This window comes from Halochromatium sp. NSM3 (genome assembly GCF_059621085.1).
On the sequence record NZ_JCAQIA010000021.1, the window covers coordinates 22,877 to 44,377 of the forward strand.

At 64.9% G+C, this 21,501-nt stretch carries 22 protein-coding genes; 6 read left to right on the forward strand and 16 right to left on the reverse strand.

The window, feature by feature from the left end:
* Nucleotides 1-10: 10 nt before the first annotated feature.
* Complete coding sequence (gene rlmB, locus AC54T3_RS10445; RefSeq protein ID WP_496624507.1) at nucleotides 11-799, forward strand: 23S rRNA (guanosine(2251)-2'-O)-methyltransferase RlmB; 789 nt, start codon at nucleotides 11-13, stop codon at nucleotides 797-799.
* Nucleotides 800-805: 6 nt separating this feature from the next.
* Entirely contained in the window at nucleotides 806-1,645 is an 840-nt protein-coding gene (locus tag AC54T3_RS10450) for a PD-(D/E)XK nuclease family protein (RefSeq protein WP_496624509.1), read from the forward strand.
* Nucleotides 1,646-1,745: 100 nt separating this feature from the next.
* Here AC54T3_RS10450 and AC54T3_RS10455 read toward each other — a convergent pair whose 3' ends face one another.
* The 10 genes from AC54T3_RS10455 to AC54T3_RS10500 are packed head-to-tail and all read right to left on the reverse strand — an operon-like array spanning nucleotide 1,746 to nucleotide 10,777.
* Nucleotides 1,746-3,500, reverse strand: a complete 1,755-nt coding sequence (locus tag AC54T3_RS10455; protein WP_496624511.1) for a proton-conducting transporter transmembrane domain-containing protein — start codon at nucleotides 3,498-3,500, stop codon at nucleotides 1,746-1,748.
* Nucleotides 3,497-5,293 (reverse strand): complex I subunit 5 family protein, encoded by a 1,797-nt coding sequence (locus AC54T3_RS10460; RefSeq protein ID WP_496624513.1) that lies wholly within the window; start codon nucleotides 5,291-5,293, stop codon nucleotides 3,497-3,499. The genes AC54T3_RS10455 and AC54T3_RS10460 overlap by 4 nt, the downstream gene beginning before the upstream one ends.
* 9 nt (nucleotides 5,294-5,302) lie before the next feature.
* A complete protein-coding gene (locus AC54T3_RS10465; RefSeq protein ID WP_496624515.1) occupies nucleotides 5,303-6,814 on the reverse strand; it encodes a proton-conducting transporter transmembrane domain-containing protein in 1,512 nt (503 codons plus the stop codon).
* The gene (locus AC54T3_RS10470; protein WP_496624517.1) at nucleotides 6,811-8,262 is read right to left on the reverse strand and encodes a complex I subunit 5 family protein; all 1,452 of its coding nucleotides are present in this window, start codon (nucleotides 8,260-8,262) and stop codon (nucleotides 6,811-6,813) included. The genes AC54T3_RS10465 and AC54T3_RS10470 overlap by 4 nt, the downstream gene beginning before the upstream one ends.
* Nucleotides 8,259-8,621, reverse strand: coding sequence for a cation:proton antiporter subunit C (locus AC54T3_RS10475; RefSeq protein WP_496624519.1), 363 nt, complete (start codon nucleotides 8,619-8,621; stop codon nucleotides 8,259-8,261). Before AC54T3_RS10475 ends, AC54T3_RS10470 begins: the two co-directional genes overlap by 4 nt.
* On the reverse strand, nucleotides 8,618-9,358 hold the full coding sequence (locus AC54T3_RS10480) for an MnhB domain-containing protein (RefSeq protein WP_496624521.1): 741 nt from the start codon (nucleotides 9,356-9,358) through the stop codon (nucleotides 8,618-8,620). The genes AC54T3_RS10475 and AC54T3_RS10480 overlap by 4 nt, the downstream gene beginning before the upstream one ends.
* The gene (locus AC54T3_RS10485) at nucleotides 9,355-9,669 is read right to left on the reverse strand and encodes a Na(+)/H(+) antiporter subunit B (RefSeq protein ID WP_496624522.1); all 315 of its coding nucleotides are present in this window, start codon (nucleotides 9,667-9,669) and stop codon (nucleotides 9,355-9,357) included. The genes AC54T3_RS10480 and AC54T3_RS10485 overlap by 4 nt, the downstream gene beginning before the upstream one ends.
* A 2-nt stretch (nucleotides 9,670-9,671) precedes the next feature.
* Nucleotides 9,672-9,983 carry a monovalent cation/H(+) antiporter subunit G gene (locus tag AC54T3_RS10490; RefSeq protein ID WP_496624524.1) on the reverse strand — a complete coding sequence of 104 codons (312 nt, stop codon included), beginning with the start codon at nucleotides 9,981-9,983 and terminating at the stop codon, nucleotides 9,672-9,674.
* A 12-nt stretch (nucleotides 9,984-9,995) separates the two neighbouring features.
* Nucleotides 9,996-10,259, reverse strand: a complete 264-nt coding sequence (locus AC54T3_RS10495; protein ID WP_496624526.1) for an MrpF/PhaF family protein — start codon at nucleotides 10,257-10,259, stop codon at nucleotides 9,996-9,998.
* On the reverse strand, nucleotides 10,256-10,777 hold the full coding sequence (locus AC54T3_RS10500) for a Na+/H+ antiporter subunit E (RefSeq protein ID WP_496624527.1): 522 nt from the start codon (nucleotides 10,775-10,777) through the stop codon (nucleotides 10,256-10,258). The genes AC54T3_RS10495 and AC54T3_RS10500 overlap by 4 nt, the downstream gene beginning before the upstream one ends.
* A gap of 292 nt (nucleotides 10,778-11,069) precedes the next feature.
* Here AC54T3_RS10500 and AC54T3_RS10505 point away from each other — a divergent pair, with 292 nt between their 5' ends.
* Nucleotides 11,070-12,134, forward strand: a complete 1,065-nt coding sequence (locus AC54T3_RS10505; RefSeq protein WP_496624529.1) for a DUF2333 family protein — start codon at nucleotides 11,070-11,072, stop codon at nucleotides 12,132-12,134.
* An 83-nt stretch (nucleotides 12,135-12,217) separates the two neighbouring features.
* Here AC54T3_RS10505 and AC54T3_RS10510 read toward each other — a convergent pair whose 3' ends face one another.
* The 5 genes from AC54T3_RS10510 to AC54T3_RS10530 form a co-directional block, all read right to left on the reverse strand.
* Nucleotides 12,218-13,513: an FCSD flavin-binding domain-containing protein gene (locus AC54T3_RS10510; RefSeq protein ID WP_496624531.1), complete on the reverse strand. Its 1,296-nt coding sequence runs from the start codon at nucleotides 13,511-13,513 to the stop codon at nucleotides 12,218-12,220.
* 6 nt (nucleotides 13,514-13,519) lie between these two features.
* Entirely contained in the window at nucleotides 13,520-14,140 is a 621-nt protein-coding gene (locus AC54T3_RS10515) for a c-type cytochrome (protein WP_496624532.1), read from the reverse strand.
* 122 nt (nucleotides 14,141-14,262) lie between these two features.
* Nucleotides 14,263-15,207, reverse strand: a complete 945-nt coding sequence (locus AC54T3_RS10520) for an ankyrin repeat domain-containing protein (RefSeq protein ID WP_496624534.1) — start codon at nucleotides 15,205-15,207, stop codon at nucleotides 14,263-14,265.
* A 50-nt stretch (nucleotides 15,208-15,257) separates the two neighbouring features.
* A complete protein-coding gene (locus AC54T3_RS10525) occupies nucleotides 15,258-15,830 on the reverse strand; it encodes a NapC/NirT family cytochrome c (RefSeq protein WP_496624536.1) in 573 nt (190 codons plus the stop codon).
* A 153-nt stretch (nucleotides 15,831-15,983) separates the two neighbouring features.
* Nucleotides 15,984-16,382 carry a DUF2934 domain-containing protein gene (locus tag AC54T3_RS10530; protein ID WP_496624538.1) on the reverse strand — a complete coding sequence of 133 codons (399 nt, stop codon included), beginning with the start codon at nucleotides 16,380-16,382 and terminating at the stop codon, nucleotides 15,984-15,986.
* Between the two features lie 31 nt (nucleotides 16,383-16,413).
* Between AC54T3_RS10530 and AC54T3_RS10535 the strand changes: the two genes are divergently transcribed.
* Nucleotides 16,414-17,154: a DUF2760 domain-containing protein gene (locus AC54T3_RS10535; RefSeq protein ID WP_496624540.1), complete on the forward strand. Its 741-nt coding sequence runs from the start codon at nucleotides 16,414-16,416 to the stop codon at nucleotides 17,152-17,154.
* Entirely contained in the window at nucleotides 17,151-19,004 is a 1,854-nt protein-coding gene (locus AC54T3_RS10540; protein WP_496624542.1) for an Hsp70 family protein, read from the forward strand. Before AC54T3_RS10535 ends, AC54T3_RS10540 begins: the two co-directional genes overlap by 4 nt.
* On the opposite strand, the gene AC54T3_RS10545 is transcribed toward AC54T3_RS10540, so the two are convergent.
* Nucleotides 18,996-19,640 (reverse strand): LysE family transporter, encoded by a 645-nt coding sequence (locus tag AC54T3_RS10545; protein ID WP_496624543.1) that lies wholly within the window; start codon nucleotides 19,638-19,640, stop codon nucleotides 18,996-18,998. The genes AC54T3_RS10540 and AC54T3_RS10545 overlap by 9 nt on opposite strands.
* 50 nt (nucleotides 19,641-19,690) lie before the next feature.
* Here AC54T3_RS10545 and AC54T3_RS10550 point away from each other — a divergent pair, with 50 nt between their 5' ends.
* On the forward strand, nucleotides 19,691-21,484 hold the full coding sequence (locus AC54T3_RS10550) for a SufS family cysteine desulfurase (RefSeq protein WP_496624544.1): 1,794 nt from the start codon (nucleotides 19,691-19,693) through the stop codon (nucleotides 21,482-21,484).
* The last annotated feature ends 17 nt before the right edge of the window (nucleotides 21,485-21,501 follow it).

A 21,501-nucleotide genomic window follows, 5' to 3' on the forward strand; every position in this document is an offset into this window, starting at 1 on the left:
GGCGCTGACGATGAGCCAACGCACGCACACCGCCGCCACGGTCGGCATCAACAGTGTCCGCAGCGCGCTGAGGTTTGGTTCCGAGGGCGTCATGGAGCTTTGGCTTGACCGAGCACGGCGCGATCGGCGCCTAGCCGAGCTGGCCGCCGTGGCGCGTCAGGCTGGCGTTGCCGTTCGTCAAGTCGGACGCGACGAACTCGACCAAGCCGCCGAGGGTTGCAATCATCAGGGTGCATTGGCCTGGGTCAGGATGCCGGCGGCATTGACCGAACAAAACCTCGATCTCTTGCTCGAGACGACCGAGCAGCCGCTGCTGTTGGTGCTCGATGGTGTGACTGATCCGCATAATCTCGGCGCCTGTCTGCGCAGTGCCGATGGCGCGGGTGCAACGGCTGTGATCGCACCCAAGGACAAGGCGGTTGGCTTGACGCCGGTGGTGGTGAAGGTGGCGAGTGGGGCTGCCGAATCGGTGCCCTTTGTTCAGGTCACTAATCTGGCGCGCACCTTGGATACCCTGAAAGCGCGCGGGGTCTGGCTGATCGGGCTCGCTGATCAGGCTCCGGCAACCCTGTTCGAGACCGATCTCTCAGCGCCAACAGCGTTGGTGCTCGGCAGCGAGGGCACCGGTCTGCGCCGCTTGACCCAAGCGCGCTGTGATCTGCTCGCGTCCTTGCCGATGCGCGGTCGCGTCGAGAGTCTCAATGTTTCGGTCGCGGCCGGCATCTGCCTGTATGAGGCTGTCAGACAACGGCGGTCATCCAACGGACGTACTCATGAACGGGCCAATGGACCGAGATAGACGACCATGAGCACTGACGAAACGTTAAAGCAAGACATCAAGCGCGAGCTACCCGAACTCTTACGCTCGGATCCGGAGTTTCGCGCCTGGATTCTGTCCGTGACCAGCGACACCTACGCCGGGCGGCAACAGACCGAAAGTCGCTTCGACGAGGTGCTCGCCGAACTGCGCCGCGATCGCGAGGAGCAATCACGCAAGTGGGCCGAAGAAAAGATCACAAACGATCGCAAGTGGGCAGAGCAAACTCGCAAATGGGAAGAACAGGATCGCAAGTGGGCGGAGCAGAAGGCCGAAGATGAGCGCAAGTGGGCCGAGCAGGATCGCAAGTGGGCCGAGCAGAAAGCCGAGCGGGAGCGCGATAGGGAAGAGCAGAACCGGAAGTGGGAGGAGAACAATGTCCACTTCGATCGCGTCCATGAAGAGATTATGGCCAATGCGAGAAAGGTCGATCGCAGCATCGGCGCACTTGGCGCGCGCTGGGGCATTCAGTCAGAGCGTGCCTTCCGCGATGCGTTAGCTGGGATCCTGGAGGAGAACTTTGGCGTCGAAGTCCTCCACATCGATGATTACGACGACAGCGGACAGGTGTTCGGGCGCCCGGAGCAAGTCGAGCTGGATATCATCATCCAAAATGGTCAACTACTGATCTGTGAGCTGAAATCCTCGATCGACAAGGCGGGCTTGTACATCTTTGAGCGCAAGGCGCGCTTCTATGAGCAACGCCATGGGCGTAAGGCAACGCGTTTGATCGTGATCTCGCCGATGATCGACCATCGCGCAAAAAAGGTCGCCGAGAAGCTCGGCATCAATACCTACGGCGATTCAATCGACGTCGAAACGCTGTGATGTCGTTGTAGCGTCTTGCGGCAGGTTCTGCTCGCTACCGTGTCGAATTGGCAGCGTTGCCTGCCGGTGCCGCACCAATCACACTCCGCAGCCGGGGGCTTTACCCGAGTAGCGCAAGCAACAGCGTCGCGATGATGCCGAGCCAGACTGCGCCAGCGACCGGCCAGCGTCGCAGACCGTGTTCCGTCTCCGTTTCAGCGCCTGCGAAGACGGCTTTGAAGCCTCGGATGGCGGCGTTGGTGACTCGCAAGCGAGCGGCGTCGATCGGCTGCCAAAGCGACTGCCCTCCAGCAACCGCAAGCCGCCTAATGGGCCGGGCCAGCACGATCAGATCACCCGGCGGGATCAGTCCAATCACGGGGCGCAGCCAATCTGGATTGCGCCAGGCGCCGAGCGCGACGAGTCCGGCAAAGACAAGACCGAGCAAGACCGGCAGCCAGCCGCTGAGCCAACTCGCCGGCGCTCCCAGCACGAACGGGAACAACAGCACGAGCGCGATCAGGAGCGCCCAGGCTAACCCCGGCCACGGATAACCCGGTTGCGGATGCGGCTGTGTGCGCACGCACACCCAGATAAAGCGGGCCATCAGGAGACTGGTGCCGACGCTTGCGATGACCGCCGCAGCCGGCACCCAGGGCCATTCGGCACCATACAATACCGGCTTCAGCGCATCTTTCGCCATCGCGCCGCTGGTCAGGGGCGCCCCGGCAAGGGCGAGCGCGAGCAGAATCAATCCGCCCAAAATCCATGGCTGCACGATGGCGGGCGCCGCCTGTTTGCGCAGACCAACGCCAAGGAATAAACCGCCTTTGACCAATCCGTGTTGCGCCGCGTACAGGCTGATGGCGGCGACACCGGCAGGCGCGAGCGCGGGCTCCATCAGCACCAACCCTAGGCACAGCATCAGCAGCCCCATCTTGCTGATGCTGGAGTAGGCCAGGATCACCTTCGGGTCCGATTGCACAAGCCCGATGGGTAGCACATAGAACAGCGTCAGCAGACCAGCCGCCGCGAGCAGTCCGCCCCAGCCCGGAAGCGCGATCGCTCCCACCGGTAGGAAGCGCAGCCAGCCCAGCATGGCGACCTTGATCATGGCGCCGCTGAGCAGTGCGCTTGCGGGTATGGGCGCCGCTGGATGCGCGAGCGGCAGCCATAGGTGCAGGGGCATCAAGCCGGCCTTGACGCCAAGCCCGAGCAAGAGCAGTGCGATTGGCAGTCCGCTGAGCTGGGTCAGATCCTCGGGCGTGGGCTGCGTTGTCCCGGTCTGCTGGGCGATGATCACCAGCGCCACGAAGAGGCTCATCTCGCCAAACAGGGCCATGATCAGGTAGACCTTGCCCGCGCGCAGCGCCGCCGGGCTGCCATCGTGGATCACCAGCCCATAAGCGGCGAGACCCATGATCGCGAAACCAGCATAGAAGCTGAACAGGTCTTGGCCGACGATGAGCCAGAGATTGCCGGCCATGGCGAGCAGAAAGATCGCGCGAAAACGCCCGGCATGCGCGGTACCGCGAAACGCAAAAGCCGTATAGATGCCGGCGGCGAGCCACAGGATGGTGGTGAACAGCAGATAGATCCGGGCCGTTGCATCGAGTCCGAGCGCGGTTCCGAGGAACAGCCAGGGTAGATCGAGCCGACGTTCAACAGGCACGGTCAGCGCCGCGAACAGCGCCGGCAAAGGCCCCAGTATCGGCAATGCCCAGCGCAGCCCGCCCGGCCCGCCCGGCGGCTTCCCTTGTCGCGCGCCCGAGTGGTTGCCGGCTGGCGATGAATGCCAAGGGCTATTGAGCATTGCCGCAGGCCAGGCGAGCAGCAATGGCCAAACCCAAGCCAGTAGCAGCAGCCAGGGGGTCACTCGACGCCCTTCGGGCTAACAGGGCCCAGGTGATCGAGACCCGCGAGCATCGCCAGCAGGAGCACGGCGATGATGCCGATCCAGAGCGCCCCAGCGACCGGCCAGTTGCGCAGTTGGCGTTCGGAATCGGTTTCGGGTGCGTCAAAGAGGCGGCTGAAGTGCCCTTGCAGTTGGTCGCTGAACCGCTGGCTCACACTGAGCACCGGTGCGAGCAGGCGCTTGCCGACGCGCGCGGCGAACTCGCGTGCCGGCCTCGCGAGCATCAAGAGATCCCCGGCCGGCACGAGGCCGATCAAGGGCCGCAGCCAAGTCGGATTGGCCCAAGCCGCAACGGCGACCACAGCAGCCGCGATCAGACCGATCGAGACCGGGATGGCATTGGTGGTCCAACTCGACGCTGGCCCGAGCGCGAATGGGAAGAGCAGCACCAACCCCACGAGGACCCCCCAGGCCAACGCCGACCAACGCCATTGAGGCGGCGGCTGATGTGCCGGCTGATGCCCTGGCCGCAGGCCAACCGCGATCCAGAAGAAGCGCGCCATGAGCAAGGTGGTGGCGACCGCCGCGACCACCATCGCCGCCGGCAGCCAGGGCCAGGGCGATGCGTTCAGCAGCGGTTTCATCAGGTACTTGCTGAGTGCGCCACTGGTGAAGGGCGCGCTCGCGAGCGCCAGCGCGAGGAGCCCGAGTCCGGTCATGACGCCGGCCGTGAGCCAGCCCCGCCGCTCGGCGCTCAGACGCAGGCCGAGGCCGAGAAAGAGCCCGCCCTTGACCAGCGCATGATAGGCGGCAAACAGGGTCAAGGCCGCGATTCCGGCGGGCGCGAGCGAAGGCTGCATCAGGATCAGTCCGAGCAGCAGCACCGCGAGCCCCATCTTGCTGATACTCGAATAGCCCAGCAGCGCCTTGGCGTCGGACTGGACGAGCCCAATCGGCAGCGCATAGAACAACGAGATCAATCCCAGCACCGCGATCACCGCGCCGAGTTCGGGCAGCGTTGCCGTACCAAGCGGCAGGAAGCGCAGCCAGCCGAGCAGCGCGACCTTGATCATCGCGCTGCCCAGGACCGCGCTCGCCGGGGTCGGTGCCTCGGCATAGGCGGTCGGCAGCCAGAGGTGCAGTGGCACCAAGCCGGCCTTGACGCCGAGGCCGATCAGCGTCAGGGACACCGCAAGCGCGTCGATCGTCGCTAGGTCCGCCGCTGTCGGTGTCACGGTTCCGGTTTGCTGCGCGATCAGCACCAAGGCCGCGAACAGGCAGACCTCACCGAGCAGGGTCATCACCAGATAGACGCGGCCGGCGATAAGCGCCGTGGCTCGGTCGTCATGGATGATCAGCCCATAGCTGGCAAGCCCCATGAGCGCGAATCCAGCATAGAAGCTGAACAGATCCTGCCCAAGGATGAGCCAGAGATTGCCGACCATAGCCAGCAGATAGAGGGCGTTAAATCGCCGAGCACGCTCAGCGCGGCGAAGATGCTGTGCCGCGTAAACACCAGCCGCGAGCCAGAGGATGGCGGAGAACAGCAGGAAGACGCGGCTGGTCTCATCCAAGCCAAGCTCGGTGCCCAAGAACAGCCACGGCAGACTCAACCTGGAGTCGACGGGCACCAGCCAGGCAGCCATCAGCGCGGGCAGGGCGCCGACCACCACCAAACTCGCGCGCCAAGCCGGCAAGGCCTCGGGCGCGCGTGGTTGCTCCCAGCGCTGACCGGTGCCGCTGATGACGCTTGGCAGGTAGGTCGATGCCAGCAGCAGGGGCCAGATCCAAGCGAGCAGTAGCCAGTCGGTCATGACTCGGCCTCAGAGTCCATACTCGCGCCGGGCGATCAGTGTCGCCCATTCCAGCGGGCTGAAGGGCGCCGAGGCGAGCAATCCGGCGATGAGGCAAAGCGCTGCGGTGATCACCGGCGGCCAGAGCAAGGCGCCCATGGTCTCGAAGCGACTGTCGAAGATATGCTCTTTGGGCCAGGCCTCAGGTGGCGGTCGGAACCAGGCCTTATACAGAATCGGCATGAAGTAGCCGGCGTTCAGCAGCGTGCTCGCGGCCAGGACCAACAGCACCCAGTGCTGGCCGGCCTCGACCGCGCCCAGCCCCAGATACCACTTGCTGACAAAACCGGCGATGGGCGGGATGCCGATCATGCCGAGCGCGCCGACGGTGAAGGCGAGCGTGGTCCAGGGCATGCGCCGGCCGACGCCGTCCATCTCGCTGACCTTGTGCACGCCGAGGGTCTCGGCATAGTTGCCAGCGCAGAAAAACAGCGTGATCTTCATGATGCCCTGATGCACCAGATGGACCAGGCCGCCGATGGTGGCGATCGGGCCCAGGATCGAGGCGCCGAGGGCAATGTAGGAGACCTGACTCACGGTCGAATAGGCGAGACGCTTCTTTAAGCCATCCTGAGTGAGCGCCATCATCGACCCGTAGATGATGGTGATCGAGGCGGCGACACCAAGGATCGTCAACAAGCCGAGCTGGGAGGCGAATTCGACGCCATAGACGTCGTAGACCACGCGCACGATGCCAAAGGCGCCGGCCTTGACCACGGCAACCGCGTGCAACAGGGCGCTCACCGGCGCCGGCGCCACCATCGATTGCGGCAGCCAGCCATGCAGGGGCACGAGCGCGGCCTTGACCCCGAGCCCGAGCAGCAGGAAGAGGAAGATGCCGATCAGTTGCGGATGCAGCGAGGCCGGCAGGCCGGCGAGCACGCCGCCCTCGACGAAATCCACCGGACCGGTCAGCGAGCGCAGCCAGACCGCGCCGATCAGCAACGCGACTCCACCGCCCATGGTGTAGGCCAGGTAGATCTTGGCGCCGCAGGTGGCATCGGGTGTGCCGCGATGTGCGACCAGCGGATAGGTCGCCAGCGTCAGGATCTCGTAGAAGATGACGAAGGTCAGCAGGTTACCGGCCAGCGCGATACCCACGGTGGCCGAGACGCAGAGGCTGAAGAAGCCGAAGAAGCGACTGCGGTTCGGTGAGTGTTCGAGATAGCCGATGGCGTAGATCGTCGTCACCAGCCAGAGCACGGTGGACAGGGTGACGAACAGCACCGAGAGCGCATCGGCGTGCAGCACCAGATCCAGCCCTGGCGCGATGGTGACGCGGGTCTCAAAGATCCCGCCGAGGAACACCCCCCAGATGAGCACGGCCACCAAGACCAGCTTGACGATGGCGCCGGTCATATTGAGCACGCCGCGCAGGATGTGACTCTCTTCCTTGACCAGGAAGATCAAGGCGCCAGGGATCAGCGAACTGAGCAAAATGGCGCTCGGCAGCAAACTCGTCCAGGTCAGCGGCTGGCTCATGCCTGCACTCCTTCAAAGCCGAGCAGTGACCAAATCGGGCCGGCGGCGAGCCCGAGCAGCGCCACCGAGGCGAGCGCCAACAGCAGCGCCGGGATCTCGGCGCGGGCGTCGGTGACGAAACACTGCGGCGTCGGCTCGAGCCCGAAGGCGCGGCTCAGCACGCGGAAGATGTAGGCCGCCGCCAGCAAGGTACCGGCGCTGATGATGATCAGCCACCACCACTGGCCGGTCTCGAAGGCGCCGCGCATCATCACCCACTTGGCGATGAAGCTGCCACTCGGCGGCAGACCGATCAACGCGGATCCCGCGAGCGCGATGCTGAAGGTGGTCGCGGGCATGCTTTGCGCGGCGCCGCCCAACTCGTCGATGCGGTCGTGTCCGGCCTTCTTCTGCACCAGACCAGCGGCGAGGAAGAACCCAGCCTTGGCGAAGCTGTGCGTCATCGCCATCAACACGCAGGCGGCGATGAGATTATCCCGCGCCGCTCCTGGTGGCGTGGCCTGGAGTAAGGGGAAGAACAGGAACAGGTAGCCGATCTGGGCGACGGTGGAGTAAGCGGCGAGCAACTTCAGGCGCTCGGCGCGCAGCGCCCGCCAAGAGCCCCAGAGCACGGCGCCGGCGCCGAGGGCGCCGAGCACGAAGGCGGCTGCGGCATTGGTCAGCGCGGGTGGAAAAAGGTCCAGCCAAAGCCGCAGGATCAGGTAGAAGGCGGTCTTGACCACCAGCGCCGAGAGGGCGGCGCTGACGGGGGCCGGGGCATTGGCATGGGCCGGTGGCAACCAGAAGTGCATCGGGAACAGCGCCGCCTTCAGCACCAGCCCGGCGACCATCAAGACCAAGGCGGTGGCGGCCAGGGGCGTGGGCTGAATGCGCTCGCTGAGCAGCCCGATATCGAGCGTGCCGTAGCCAGTGTAGAGCAGTGCGACCCCAAGCAGGTAGGTGATGGAGCCGAGCAGGCCCACCAAGAGGTAACGCAGGTTGGCGGCGAGCGCTTCGCGAGTGCCGGTGAGCGCGCCGAGCGCTGCCGCGCTGAGCCCGAGCAGCTCCAGCATCACATAAAGGTTAAACAGATCGGCGGCTAGGAAGACCCCGTTCAACGAGGCCCAGAGCAGGAACCACAGCGGCCAGAAATGGGTGCACCGCTCACTGCCGGCGAAATAGCCGATGGCATAGACGCTGGTGCCGAGTCCCACCAGACTGCTCATCGCCAGCAGTGCGGCCGAGAGTCCATCGGCCGCCAGCCCGATCCCGAGTGGCAGCCCCCAGCCGCCGAGCACGATAACGAGATCGCCGTGCAGCCAGGTCTGTGTGGTCACCCAGAGTCCGCTGCCGCTCGTCGCCAGGGCCGCGAGCGCGCCCAGGATCGGCATCTTGCGTGGCAGCGCGGTGACCAGCAGGGCGCCCAGCAGGGGCAGCGCGACCGGCAGAAACAGGCTCGTGCTTGTCATTGGCCCGGCCAGCGGAGGTGATTGGCGGTGCTCGGCGAGCGTTCGGGCGCGCCGCGACTCGTCGCCTCGGCGGAGGACGCCTTCGCCTTGGCCGCCTCGAGGCGGCTGTTCAGCGCCAACGCCAGCGCGGTCGCGCTGACCGCGACGACGATGCCGGTCAGCACCAGCGCATGTGGCACCGGATCGGGGGGAGCGCCATCACCATTGTGCGCGACGGCGATGAAGAGATGGAACACGCCGCTGCCCATAATGTTGAAGCCGATCAGCTTGCGCAGCAAAGGCTCGTGCACCAGGAACGACCAGAGGCCGAGTGCGAAGAGCAGGATACCGGCGGAACCATAGAGAAATGCCGCATTCATGAGCGCGCGTGCCCGGAAGAGAGGTTCCCAGAAGACGGAGGCTCGGAAGACGGGAGTTCGGAAGGCGGACACGGCGGCGTGATGTCCGGGGGACGACCGCCGACATAGGCCGCCGCGAGGGTCGCGCCAATGGCCAGGGTCGCCGCTGTCTCGATCAACAGGATCAGCCACTTGGCGACGGCCTTAGGGTAAGTCAGGAAGCCCTCGCCGAAGGCGGCCAAGAGCAGCCCCACCATCAGGAAGACAGCAACCCCGGCCACCACCAGCCAGCGCTGGGCTGCTTCGGCCGGTAAGCCAGCGCGCTCATGGCCGGCGAGTCGCAGGAGCACGCCCGCCGAGCCCAGCAATGCCCCGGCTTGAAAGGCCCCGCCGGGGGCATGGCCGCCGACCCAGAGCAGATAGCCGCTGGTCAGGATCGCCAAGGGCACGATCCAGTTGGCCAACACGGTGAGCGCTGGCCCCGCCGGTTGGAAGCCCGACGGGGCTGGACCGAGCGACCAGATGCCGAGCAGGGCGACCAACAGCACGGCGAGTTCAAGCAAGGTGTCATAGGCGCGATAGTTCAGCAGCACCGCAGTGACGGGGTGACTGACACCGCTCGCGGGCAACTGCTCGAGGGCCAGCGGCCCGAGCCTGGGAACGGGATCGCCGACCAGCGTCGCGTAGAAGATCCAGAGCAAGAGGGCGGCAAACAACGAGACCAGGATGCCGATGAGCAGGGAGAGATCGCGGTTCATTGCGCCTCCTCGTCAGGATTGCTGCCGGGGCTGGCGCTCAGATTGGCGCTGGAATCACCGCCGGAATCGCGCCGCGCCTTCCGACGCGCCGCCGAGAGCATCAGCGCGCCGCCAATACCGGCGCCGATGGCGGCCTCGGCGAGGGCCACATCGGGCGCCCCCAGGCGCGCCCAGACCAAGGACAGCCAGAGGCCAAAGGCGATGAACAGCATCACCGCGCTGCGCGGCTCCGCGCTCAACACCGCCGCGATCGCGAGACCGACCAAGGTGGTCAGCAGGATGGTGTCAAACAGGAGCAGCAGCAGCGGCATGATCACCGGTCCTTGCCGTTGGCACGCACGGCACACTGAGCGATGAGATGAGCCCCGGTCGCGCCCGCGAGCAGCACCAGCCACCAGAGCAGCAAGAGCTTGATGCCGTACAACAGCGTCGGCGCATGCGGCAGCAGCGCGAGCAGGATCAGACCGAGCCCCAGATTATCGGCCTTGGTCAATGCGTGCAGGCGGGTGAAGATATCCGGCAGGCGCAGGACGCCGACCGTGCCGGCGATGAAGAAAAAGGCCCCAGCGAGACCGAGCAGGATCGAATAGAGGTTGAGGGCGAAGTCGAGGGTGTTGGTATCCATGGCGGCTCGAGGCTAATCCTGGTCGATCCGCCGTCGCGTGAAGGCGGTGACCGAGACCGCCGCCAACAGCGCGAAGATGAGCCCCACATCGATCAACGCTGGCATCTCCAGCGCTGAAGCCAGCAGCACCAGCACGCCGATGCCGGAGGTGCCGAGCAGCTGCGCGGCCATCATGCGATCAGCCGGACTGGGGCCGATCACGATCCGCAGCAGCCCGGCCGTCATGGTGACGAGCAGCAGGAGCGCGAGGGCGAGGAAGATCGCCGGCATACTCATGAGCGTGCGGCGTGCGGCTGCTCGCCGAAGAGGGCCGCCACTAGGCGCTCGAGACGCTGCAGGCTAGGCGCGAGATCCTTGCTGGTATCGAGGGCGTGCACCTTAATCCGGTTATCCATGATATCCGCGCTGAGGGTTCCGGGAAGCAGGCTGATACTGTCGAGGAAGACGACGCGTGCGATGGGATCGACGAGTCGCGATTCATAGTATTGGAAACCGGGGTCGATATGAAGGCGCGGACGCATGACTCGGGCGGCGACGTCGATACCGCCACGCACTGACTCGATCGCGAAGAAGGGCGCGAAGCGCAGCAGCCCGAGCAGCCTGATGCCGCGTCGATGGGCGGGCAGGAAGCCGCGCGTTAGCGTGATAATGGCCCAGGTCGCGAACACGAGCGTCGGCAGCCCGATGATCCAGCTACTCGGCTCCAAACCGGCAATGACCAGCCAGATGGCGGCGAGCGCGACGAAAATCCGCAGCGGGCGCAGGCGCTGGCGCCATCCGAGGTTCCCAATCATCTTGGTTTCTTCCCACTCCTCGATGGTACCCTATTCACTGTGCTTGCTACGATGGGAAACCGGCAACGGTTTTTCAAGATCATCGCGGCGGGGAACAGTAAGCATTTCCGTGCTCGTTTTCAATCGGGCCTTCGGCAAGACAGCCTCCAACGAGGCGCCGGGGCCGTTGACAGTGACTTGAGCAAGCGCATCGAGTCTTCGAGCGAAGGCTCGATAACATGAACAAACCCCGTTTCCTTTCACATTCTTCAGGTCTAGGTACCGCTCTATGAACAGCAAGAAGACTTCCGACATGCCTGATTCGGCGCCGCCGCCGGCGGCGTCAGCGTCGAAAAAAACGCGCAGTGCGGGGCAAGCCCTGCTCGGCGGTGTCATCCTGATCGTACTTGTCATCACCGGGCTCGGGATGTACTGGTCGATCCAGCCGAAACCCTTCGACGTGATTGCCAACGTTGAGGATCGTGCGGGTTCCGATGCCATCACCGGCACCGGCCGCGAAGCCCACGCCACCGTCTCGGGAGACGTCTATGTGTCGACCGCGATCAGGGTGGCCGAGACCCTGCTGTACAAGCCCGGCGGCTTCACCAAGAACGATATGCTGCCCCCGGGCATCCTGATGGACAACATGCCGAACTGGGAGTACGGCGTGCTGACCGAGCTGCGCGACACGGTGCGCTCGTTGCGCAACGAATTCAGCCGCTCGCAGAGCCAGTCGATCGAGAGCGATTTCCTCAAGCAGGCGGATTCGGACTTCGCCTTCCGCTCCGATGCCTGGTTCCTGCCCTCTGCCGAGGAGATGTACAAGGATGGCGTCAAGCAGCTGGAGGGCTATCTCGCCGCCCTGATGAAAAAGGAGAGTAACGCGGGGTTCTTCGAGCGCTCCGACAACCTAATCGCTCACCTGCAGGTGGTCGAGAAACGGCTCGGCAGCTATGGTCAACGGCTGGCTGCGAGCGTCGGCGATCCCGCGCTGGCCGCAACGCTCAAGGAAAAGGCGGCGGCCGAAGCCAAGGAGATATCCTCGGGCACCACGGCACCCGTCGTGCTCGAGCGTACACCTTGGACCGAGATCGACGATGTCTTCTATCAGGCGCGCGGTTACAGTTGGGCCTCGCTCCACATGATGCGGGCCATCGAGATCGAGTTCCGCGACGTGTTGAGGCAGAAGAATGCCGAGGTCTCGATGCAGCAGGTCATCCGCGAACTCGAGAACGCGGTCGTGCGTAAGTACAGCCCGATGGTGCTGAACGGCCACGGCTTTGGCGTGCTCGCCAACCATTCCCTGGTGCTGGCGTCCTATATGGGGCGTGCCAACGCGGCGGTGATCAATCTGCGCGAGCTGTTAAGGACCGGTTGATCCATGGTGCAAGGCCATCCGGTGTTGGATGGTATGAAAAAACAAGGGGGCCTCGGCCCCCTTGATTGCATCGTCGCCAGGATTTAGCCGCCGAAGGTATCGGCGACGATGTTGTTGTACCAACTGTAGGCGTACTGGACCTCGCGCTTGAGCGCGAACTCCGGGGCGTCGGAGGGCGTCAAGCCGCCCGAGCCTTCAACCCCGGCGATGGTCGAGCCATCCTCGCTCAAGCGATAGACGGCGGCGACCGAGATGCCGTAGTCCTTGCCGATGATCGAGTAGCAGGTGTTGACGTAGGCCGGAATGCCGGGTTCCTTGTCATTGAGCATGGCGATCACCGCAGCGGCGGCCACCTTGCCCTGGCTGTTGGCCGAGTAGGCCGATTTCGGCATCGCCGTCGCGATGCAGGCATCGCCGATCACATGAATGCCATTGTGCAAGGTCGACTCGAAGGTCTTCTTGTCCACCGGGCACCAACCGCTGTCGTCGGCGAGCCCCGCATCGAGCGCGATCTGGCCCGCAGCCTGTGGCGGGATGATGTTGATCACGGCGCCTTCAACTTCGTCACCAAAGCTGGTTTCGACCGTCATCGCCTCGGGGTCGACCGAGACCACAGCTGAATCCGGCCCTGGCAACCACTCAATCATGGCGTTCTCGGTGCCAAATCCGTAGAGCCGTTCCCAGCCCTGAGTGAACAGACCCTGCTTCGAGAAGGCCGACTTATTGTCGAAGATCATCACCTTCGACTTTGGTTTGGCCTCTTTGAGATACATCGCGATCTGACTCGCACGCTCGTAAGGACCGGGCGGGCAGCGGAACGGATTCGCGGGCGCGGCAATCACGACCACGCCACCATCGTCCATGGCCTCGAGCTGGCTGCGCAGGATCTTGGTTTGCTCGCCGGCCTTCCAGGCATGCGGCATCTTCTCGGCAGCTTCCTTGCTATAGCCCTCGATCTTGTCATAGAGGAGCGAGATGCCGGGCGCGACCACGGCGCGATCATACGCCAGCTCCTGCCCACCCTCGGTCTTGACCACCTTTTTCTCGGGATCGATGGACGTCGCTTTCTCGAACACGAGGTTGATGCCCAGCGACTTCAAGCCGTCGTAGCCGTGGCGGATCGACTCGAGCTTGCGCTCGCCGCTCAACACCTCGTTGCTCATGTAGCAGGTGTAATACTCCTTGCTCGGCTCGACGATGGTCACGTCGATGCTCTCGTCGGCCATCTTGATGTACTTGGCCGCAGTGGCGCCGCCGGTGCCGCCACCGACAACGACCACCTTCTTGCCCTGGGCGCGGGCGATGTGCGGGAACCCGAATGCACCAACCGCCGCAACGGCTCCGGTGGTCTTGACGAAATCACGTCGATTCATGGTCATCTGCACTCACTCCTGTTTGTAGTCTTGCTGGCTGGCGTAGTAGGCGTAGAGGGCATCGAGTGACTCCTCGCCATGGTCTTCGAGCATCTGGTCGAGCTTGCGGGCCATCTTCTTTGGCGTCATCCGGCGATCCTCGAGGAAGTCTTCCATGGCGTACTTGAGGTACGGGGTCCACTGGCCGGCGAGGATGATGTAATCCTCGACATCGACGAGCGCCTTGCCGCCTTCTTCGTGGCAGTTGGAGCAGAATTTCTCGTGGTAGGCATCGCCGTCGGCGACCAGTGCCTCGTCATAGTTCTGCTCGACGGGTTCGAAGGGCTGTTCCTTGAGGTATTCGCCCATCTGCTCGATCTCGTCCTCGTTATAGCCGCGAGCAATACGGCCCATGATGGTCGAGTAGGTGTCGTCCTCTTGGAAGGCGACCATCATGTCGGAGAACACCAGTGGGTCCATGCCGGCAATACTCGGCGAGGCCGGGCCAACGCTGTTGCCATGGGTGCCGTGGCAGCCAGCGCAGGTATCGACCAGCATCTTGCCACTGGCGATCTCTTCGGTATGGGCACCGGATGACAGGCCGAGGGCAAGCGCCCCGCCTGCAAGAGCCAGTTTCAATGCGTGTTTGGCCATGCTTCCTCCTATGGGGTTTTATGCGAGCGTGGGCGCGGAGGGGGTCTCCGTCCCGATCTGCGCAGACCGGGCTCCTCGTCGCCCGGTTCGCGCATCTTGGTCGAGGCGAGCGCTTGCGCGAGCTAGGGCTGCCTCATGAAGTCGATTGCTTCGGTGTTGTCGGTGGCGCGCGCGAGGTCGGCGGCGGTGTGCCCTTGGGTGTCGGTGAGCGCCGGATCGGCCTGATGCTCGAGCAGTGGGGTAATCATCTCGTTATGGTGGCTGCTGACGGCCTCCATCAGCGCCGACATCCCGTCGTTATCCTGCAGGTTTGGATCAGCGCCCTGTTGCAGCAACATTGTTGCGATCTCGCCAAAGCCGTGATTGACCGCCCACAGCAACGCCGTGGTGCCGGCCTCATCGCGGGCGTTGATCTCCGCATCCAGCGCGAGCAGCGTCTCGACGACCTCGGCATGACCGTGGTCGGCGGCGATGATCAGGGCGGTCGCGCCCTCGTTATCACGCCCGTTGACGTCGGCGCCATGGCGAGCGAGCAGTGAGACGGCCCCTGGATGGCCCTTTTCGGCCGCCTGCATCAGCGCGGTGCGTCCATCCTTGTCGGCGGCCTTGGGGTCGGCGCCACGATAGAGCAGCTGCTCGACGATGTCGTTCAGGCCGTAGCGGGCACTGATCATCAGCGCATCCCAGCCGGCGCGGGTGCGGTCGTGCACATGGGCGCCGCGCTCGATGAGCAGCGCGCTGATGCCGGAATGGCCGTTCTCGGCGGCGAAGGTTAGGGCGGTGCAGCCGGCGGCGGTGCGCGCATTGACGTCCGCGCCGCGCGACAGGAGGAGGGCGACGGTCTCCAGATTGTCACCCTCGACCGCCGTCATCAACGCGGTCTTGCCAAAGGTGCTACTGGCGTTCAGGTCGGCGCCCTGATCGAGCAGATCGGAGACCGCCTCGGTATCGCCGATCATCGCCGCTAGCCGTAGCTCGCGATCGAGGTCGTCGTTGCCGGCGACGGCGGGTGCGGCGACGAACAGGGCGGCGGTGATGACAAATGCGTAAGCGAGCCTAGTCAACATGGTGGGATCCCCTTGCTGGAGCGCGGCGGCGGGCGCCAGCCCCGACAGCTTCAGTCATCACGTGGTTTGAGCGGTTCGTAATGCACGATGCCCTTGTGGCACTCGATGCAGGTCTGGCCGCGCTCCTCGGCACTGGCATGACGCCGGCGCGCCGTGCGGCCTTGCTCGGAGAGATCCATGTTCTTGAACTCGTGGCAGGCGCGGCACTCGCGCGAGTCGCTGCGCTCCATCTTCGCCCAGACCCGCGAGGCCATGTCCCAGCGGTGAGCATCGAACTTCTCCTCGGTGTCGATGGTGCCGAGGATCTCGTGGTAGACATCCTTGGCGGCGATGACCTTGGTGACGAGCTTGGGGATGAACGGTTTTGGCACATGACAATCCGAGCAGGTCGCCTGGATCCCGGACTGATTGCGGAAGTGCAGGCTCTCCTGGTACTCCTCGTAGACTGTTTGCATCGTGTGGCAGGAGACGCAGAACTCCATCTCGTTGGTGTAGGCGATGCCGGTCTCGAAGAGTGCCGTGAAGCCGATGCCGGCGAGAAACAGGGCGCTGACGAGCAGGATCCCCATGCGCCGTCCGCGCTGATGGGGCTTCGCCTCGTCGTGCCGTTTTGGGGTAGGCATGTGAACCCTCGCGAGCTAGTGGTAATCGGTCGCTTGTGGACGCGAGCGGTTGACGCAGTGACCGCCCCGGTCTCGGCTTGGAGAGCTGGTCTCGCGTGGAGGCAGCTCCGTTATCGTTGTTGTCTAGGCACGAATACTACGGTATCGCCATGATTATTGCCAAGTCGCCGAGTCCCAGAGCCGCAGCGCATTGCGCAACCCGGCGCGCTCGAACTGCAGGCGCGAGATACCCTGGCGTCGAATGGCCGCAAGCATGCGCTCGATCTGCTGCTCGGCCTCGAGCCAGTCCTCGACGGCATGGCCCGCCGTGAAGCTGCGGCGCTCGGCCAGATAGTAGGCGGCCACGGCGATCATCTCGCCGCGCTCCTCGGCGCTCGCCACCATGGGTTGATGCTTGTCTCTGTCTTCGGTCATATCGCCCTTGCGTTGCCAAAAAACGGCGAAGAGATCGGCTGGATCGTCCAGATTATGCCAGCCCAATGGCGTTGTCCCGAGCCATTGTGGATGATGAGCATCAAGCCGGCGCGGTACTATGTCGCGCTGATCACGCATGACCACAACGCTCGAGAAGAGGACCGTGCAGATGACTGATGAGAAGCCGTCGCTGTGGCAGCGGCTACAGCCGTTGTTGCAGGCAGTCAAGCGACTCTCCGCCGCTGGCTGGAAACTGGCACTTTATTGGCTGAGTATCGCCGCGCGCGAACTCAAGCGACTCTCCGCCGCTGGTTGGAAGCTGGCGCGTTACTGGCTCGGTATCGCCGTGCGTGAGGCCTGGATTGTGCTGAAGCGGCTACCGATCGCCTCCTACAGCTTCGCTCGGGCCATGGTCAGTGCCGACTATGCGCAACGCCTGACGGATGTCTACATCGACGGCGCATCCCATGCTCCGCCGGTGCGCGCGGAGGCGCCGCCGGCTCCAGCCCCGGCTGCAGTGCTGCAGGAATCCGGACCGGACTCGGCACTGGTGCTGCTGTCGTTATTGCAAAAGGAAGGACGGTTCCTCGATTTCCTCCAAGAGGAGGTGTCCAGCTACTCGGACCCGGAGGTGGGCGCGGCGGCGCGGGTCGTTCACGACGGCTGTCAGCGCGTGCTCAAGGATCACCTCAGTATCGCGCCCGTGCGCGAAGAGCCCGAGGGCAGTCAGGTGACCCTGAACAAGGGCTTCGATCCCGCCGCCGAGCGCCCCACCGGCCAGGTCATCGGCGAGCCGCCGTTCACCGGCGCACTGGTTCACCGTGGTTGGCGTGCGCTCGAGGTACATCTGCCACAGGTGGCGAGCAGTCGTGATGTCCGAATCCTAGCACCGGCGGAGGTGGAGCTGTGAATGCCGCGCGTTATGCCATTGGCATCGATCTGGGAACCACGCACTCGGCGCTCTCCTATGTGGAGACGGCAAAATGCGAGGGCGAGGAAGTCGAACAACGCATCCTGAAGATCCCGCAGCTGACGGCGGCGGGCTCGGTCGAGGAGCGTCCATTGCTGCCGTCGTTTCTCTACCTGCCACACCCGGACGAGCACAAACAGGGTGATCTGACCCTGCCCTGGGGCGGCGATCCGACGCGCGTCATCGGCGAGCATGCGCGTCGGCAAGGGCTGACCACGCCGATCCGGCTGGTGGCGAGCGCCAAGAGCTGGCTCTGTCACCCGGATGTCGATCGCAAGGCCGCGATCCTGCCGCCCGAGGTTCCAGCCGATGTGCCGCAGATCTCGCCGTTCGAGGCCAGCATGCTCTATCTCACGCATCTGCGCGAGGCTTGGAATGGGGCCCATCCCTATGATCCGCTCGAGGAGCAGGAGGTCACCGTCACCGTCCCGGCCTCGTTCGATCCGGCCGCGCGCGAACTGACCGCCGAGGCCGCGAAGGCCGTCGGCATCGAGCACCTGGTGCTGCTCGAGGAGCCACAGGCCGCGCTCTACAGTTGGGTCAACGATAGCCTCGGGCGCTGGCGGCATGATGTGAAGGTCGGTGACATCATCCTCGTGGTCGATGTCGGCGGCGGCACCTCGGACTTCTCGCTCATCGCGGTCACCGAGCAGGCCGGCGCGCTGGAACTGACCCGGGTTGCGGTTGGTGAGCACATCCTGCTCGGCGGCGACAACATGGACCTGACCCTGGCCCATGTGGTGAAGCAAAAGCTGAAGAAGAACGGGGTCGAGCTGGATCGTTGGCAGCTGCAGGCGCTGACCCACGGCTGCCGTCAGGCCAAGGAGGCGCTGCTGGCCGATGCCGATCTGGAGTCCTACCCGATCGTGGTGCCGAGCCGGGGTGCCAAGCTGATCGGCGGCTCGATTCGCACCGAGCTGACCCACGACGAGGTCAGCACCACGCTGATCAATGGCTTCTTCCCCGAGGTCTCGGTCGACGAGCGCCCGGCCCAGCGCGCGCGGGGGGCGCTGACCAAGGTTGGCCTGCCGTTCGCCCAGGATCCAGCGGTGACGCGGCATCTGGCGGCCTTCCTTGGCAAGCAGGCGGGCGCGACCGAAGACCTTGAAGGCTTTGTCGAGCACGCCCATTGGGCGAGCTTCCTGCATCCCACTGCGGTGCTCTTCAACGGCGGCGTCTTCAATGCCCAGGTCTTGCGCGATCGGGTGCTGCATGTGCTCAATCAATGGCTCGCTGGCGAGGATGCGCCACCCGCCCGGTTGCTCGCGGCCCATGACATGGATCTGGCCGTGGCGCGCGGCGCGGCCTTCTATGCCTACGCGCGCACGCATGGCGGCGTGCGGATCCGTGGTGGCACCTCGCACTCGTACTATGTCGGCATCGAGCGCAGCATGCCGGCGATCCCCGGCATGGAGCCCGAGCTACACGCGCTCTGCGTGGTGCCGTTCGGCCTCGAGGAAGGCAGCGAGCCGGTGGTGCCGCCGCAGGAGTTCGGGCTGGTGGTCGGTGAGCCGGTGCGCTTCCGCTTCTTCGGCTCCAGCGTTCGACGCGAGGATCAGGTCGGCGATCTGCTCGAAGAGTGGTCGGAGGATGAACTCGAGGAATTGGAAGAGATCCAAACCAGTCTGCCCGCCGACAAGCTCAAGCGCAGCGAGGTCGTCCCGGTGCGGTTGCAGGCCGAGGTGTCCGAGGTCGGCACCTTGGAGCTGACTGCGATCCCGACCAACGTCAAAGCCGACGGCGAGGCGTCGGATTGGAAGGTGTCGTTCAATACGCGCGGTTCACACTAAGCCGTCAATGGCCTGGTTCGCGACGAACACGGCGAGCGCCAAGAGCAGGATGGCGAACAGCCGGTCGATGCGCGCGGCATGGCGCTCCAGCGCCGGCAGCAGGCCGGCGCGCACGACCACGAGCACGACCGCAGCATACCAGAACGCGTCGATGCCACCGATGGTCAGCACCATCACGGCCTTGGCGGTGAGATCCTGACTGGCGTTGGTGAAGGGCGCGAACAACGCCAGCATGAACACCGCGAGTTTCGGGTTCAGGAAGGCGATCATGAACCCATCGCGCGCGCTCGATCCTCGACTCGGGCGCGGGCTCGAGCGCACCGGCGCGTTGCCCTCGGGCGTGGGTAGGCGGGCGCGAGGGTGCAGGGCGCCCGTGGCGAGAAACACCAAATACCCGGCTGCAGCCAGTTGCAGCAGGGCGAACAACAGTGGCGAAGAGGCCACCACCGCCGCCAGGCCGGCGACGGTGAGCAAGGCGTAGAGCCCGACGGCGAGCCCATGGGCGAGGGCCGCCGCGAGCCCGGCACCGCGACCACCGCGCAACAGGCTGCCGAGGACGACCGCGAGGCTCGGCCCCGGCGTCATCGCGCCGAGTAGGCAGAGCAGGGCGAGAGAAAGCCAGGCTTCGAGCGTCATGTTAGTGATGAATCCATGAATATCAGACAACCCGCAGGCCGAGGCCGCCGATGCCGATTGATCCCCACGCCATTCGTGCGCACTTTCCGATCCTGAGCCAAACGTTCGGGGCGCATCCGCTGGTGTTTCTCGACAGTGCCGCCAGCACCCAGCAGCCAACGGCGGTTATCGACGCGGTCGCCGACTATCATCGCTGCCGGCATGCCAATATCCATCGCGCGGTCTACCGGCTCTCCCAGGGCGCGACCCGAGACTACGAGGAGGCGCGCGCGACGGTGGCCCGGTTCATCAACGCCGCCGAGCCGGCTGAATGCCTGTTCACCCGTGGCACCACCGAGTCGATCAACCTGGTCGCCGCAACCTGGGGACGCGCCAATCTGCAGCCCGGCGACGAGATCATCCTCTCGACGCTCGAGCACCATTCCAACATCGTGCCCTGGCAGCTTGCGGCGCAGGCCACCGGGGCGCGGATCAAGGTCATCCCGATCAACGAGGCCGGTGAGCTGGATCTGGACGCCTATCGCCGTCTGCTCTCATCGCGCACGCGGATGGTCGCGGTCAACCACATCTCGAACGCGCTCGGCACCATCAATCCAGTGCGCGAGATCATCGCCGAGGCCCATGCCGCCGGCGCGCTGACCCTGATCGACGGCGCCCAAAGGGTCGCTCACGGCCACACCGATGTGCAGGCACTGGATGCCGATTTCTACGCCTTCTCCGGCCATAAGCTCTACGGCCCGACCGGGATCGGCGTGCTCTACGGAAAGCGTCATCTGCTCGAGGCCATGCCGCCCTATCAGGGTGGCGGCGACATGATCGAGCAAGTGCGCTTCGAGGGCAGCACCTATGCCGGGTTGCCGAACCGCTTCGAAGCTGGCACGCCGAACATCTCCGGTGCGGTTGGGCTGGGGGCGGCGATTCGCTGGATCGAGGCGATCGGGCTCGCGCGGATCGGTCCCTATGAGCAAGGTTTGCTCACCTACGCGACCGAGCGGCTGCGCGCGATCCCAGGGCTGGTGCTCAAGGGCACGGCGGCGAGGAAGAGCGCCGTGCTCTCGTTCGTGCTCACCGATCCACCGGTCTCCACGCTCGATGTGGGCACCCAGCTCGACCTGCGCGGGATCTGCATCCGCACCGGCCATCATTGCTGTCAGCCGTTGATGGAACGCCTCGGCCTGGCCGGGACCGCGCGCGCCTCGCTGGCGCTCTATAACGATCGAGACGATATCGACCGGCTGGCCGATGCGCTCGGCGCGATCATCGAGCGCGCGCAGGTTGCCGCATCAGCGGCTGCTGAGTCCACCTCCAGAGCGGCTGGCGCACGGTTGAGCAGCGGGCCAGGACAGGAGTCTAGGCAGCAGTCAGGGCAGGAACCAGGGACAGGCGCGGCTGTTCAGCCCTATCCGCCCGCAACCGCCGACTCCCCCGAGGCGGCGGCTGATGTGCTCGCTGCGGATTTCGAGCTGCTGCCAGATTGGCCGACCCGTCATGAGTATCTGATCGAACTCGGCGATCGGTTGCCGCCGATGCCGGCGGCGATGAAGACCGATACGACCCGCGTTGAGGGTTGCCAGAGCACCGTCTACCTGGCGGCTCGCGTGAGGCCGGGCAGCGTGGATGTGATCGAGTTCCTGGCTGATAGCGACGCCAATATCGTGCGCGGGCTGATCGCGCTGCTCGAGCAACTCTGCTCGGGTCAGCGCGCGGCGGCCATCCTCGCGTTCGATCTGGACGCCTTTTTCAGCCGCATCGGGCTAGATGCCCATCTGAGCCTGTCGCGACGCAACGGCTTGGCGGCGATGGTGCAGCGTCTGCGGTCGCTGGCGCGCCGATATGCTCATTAAATTGGCATTGTTTCTAA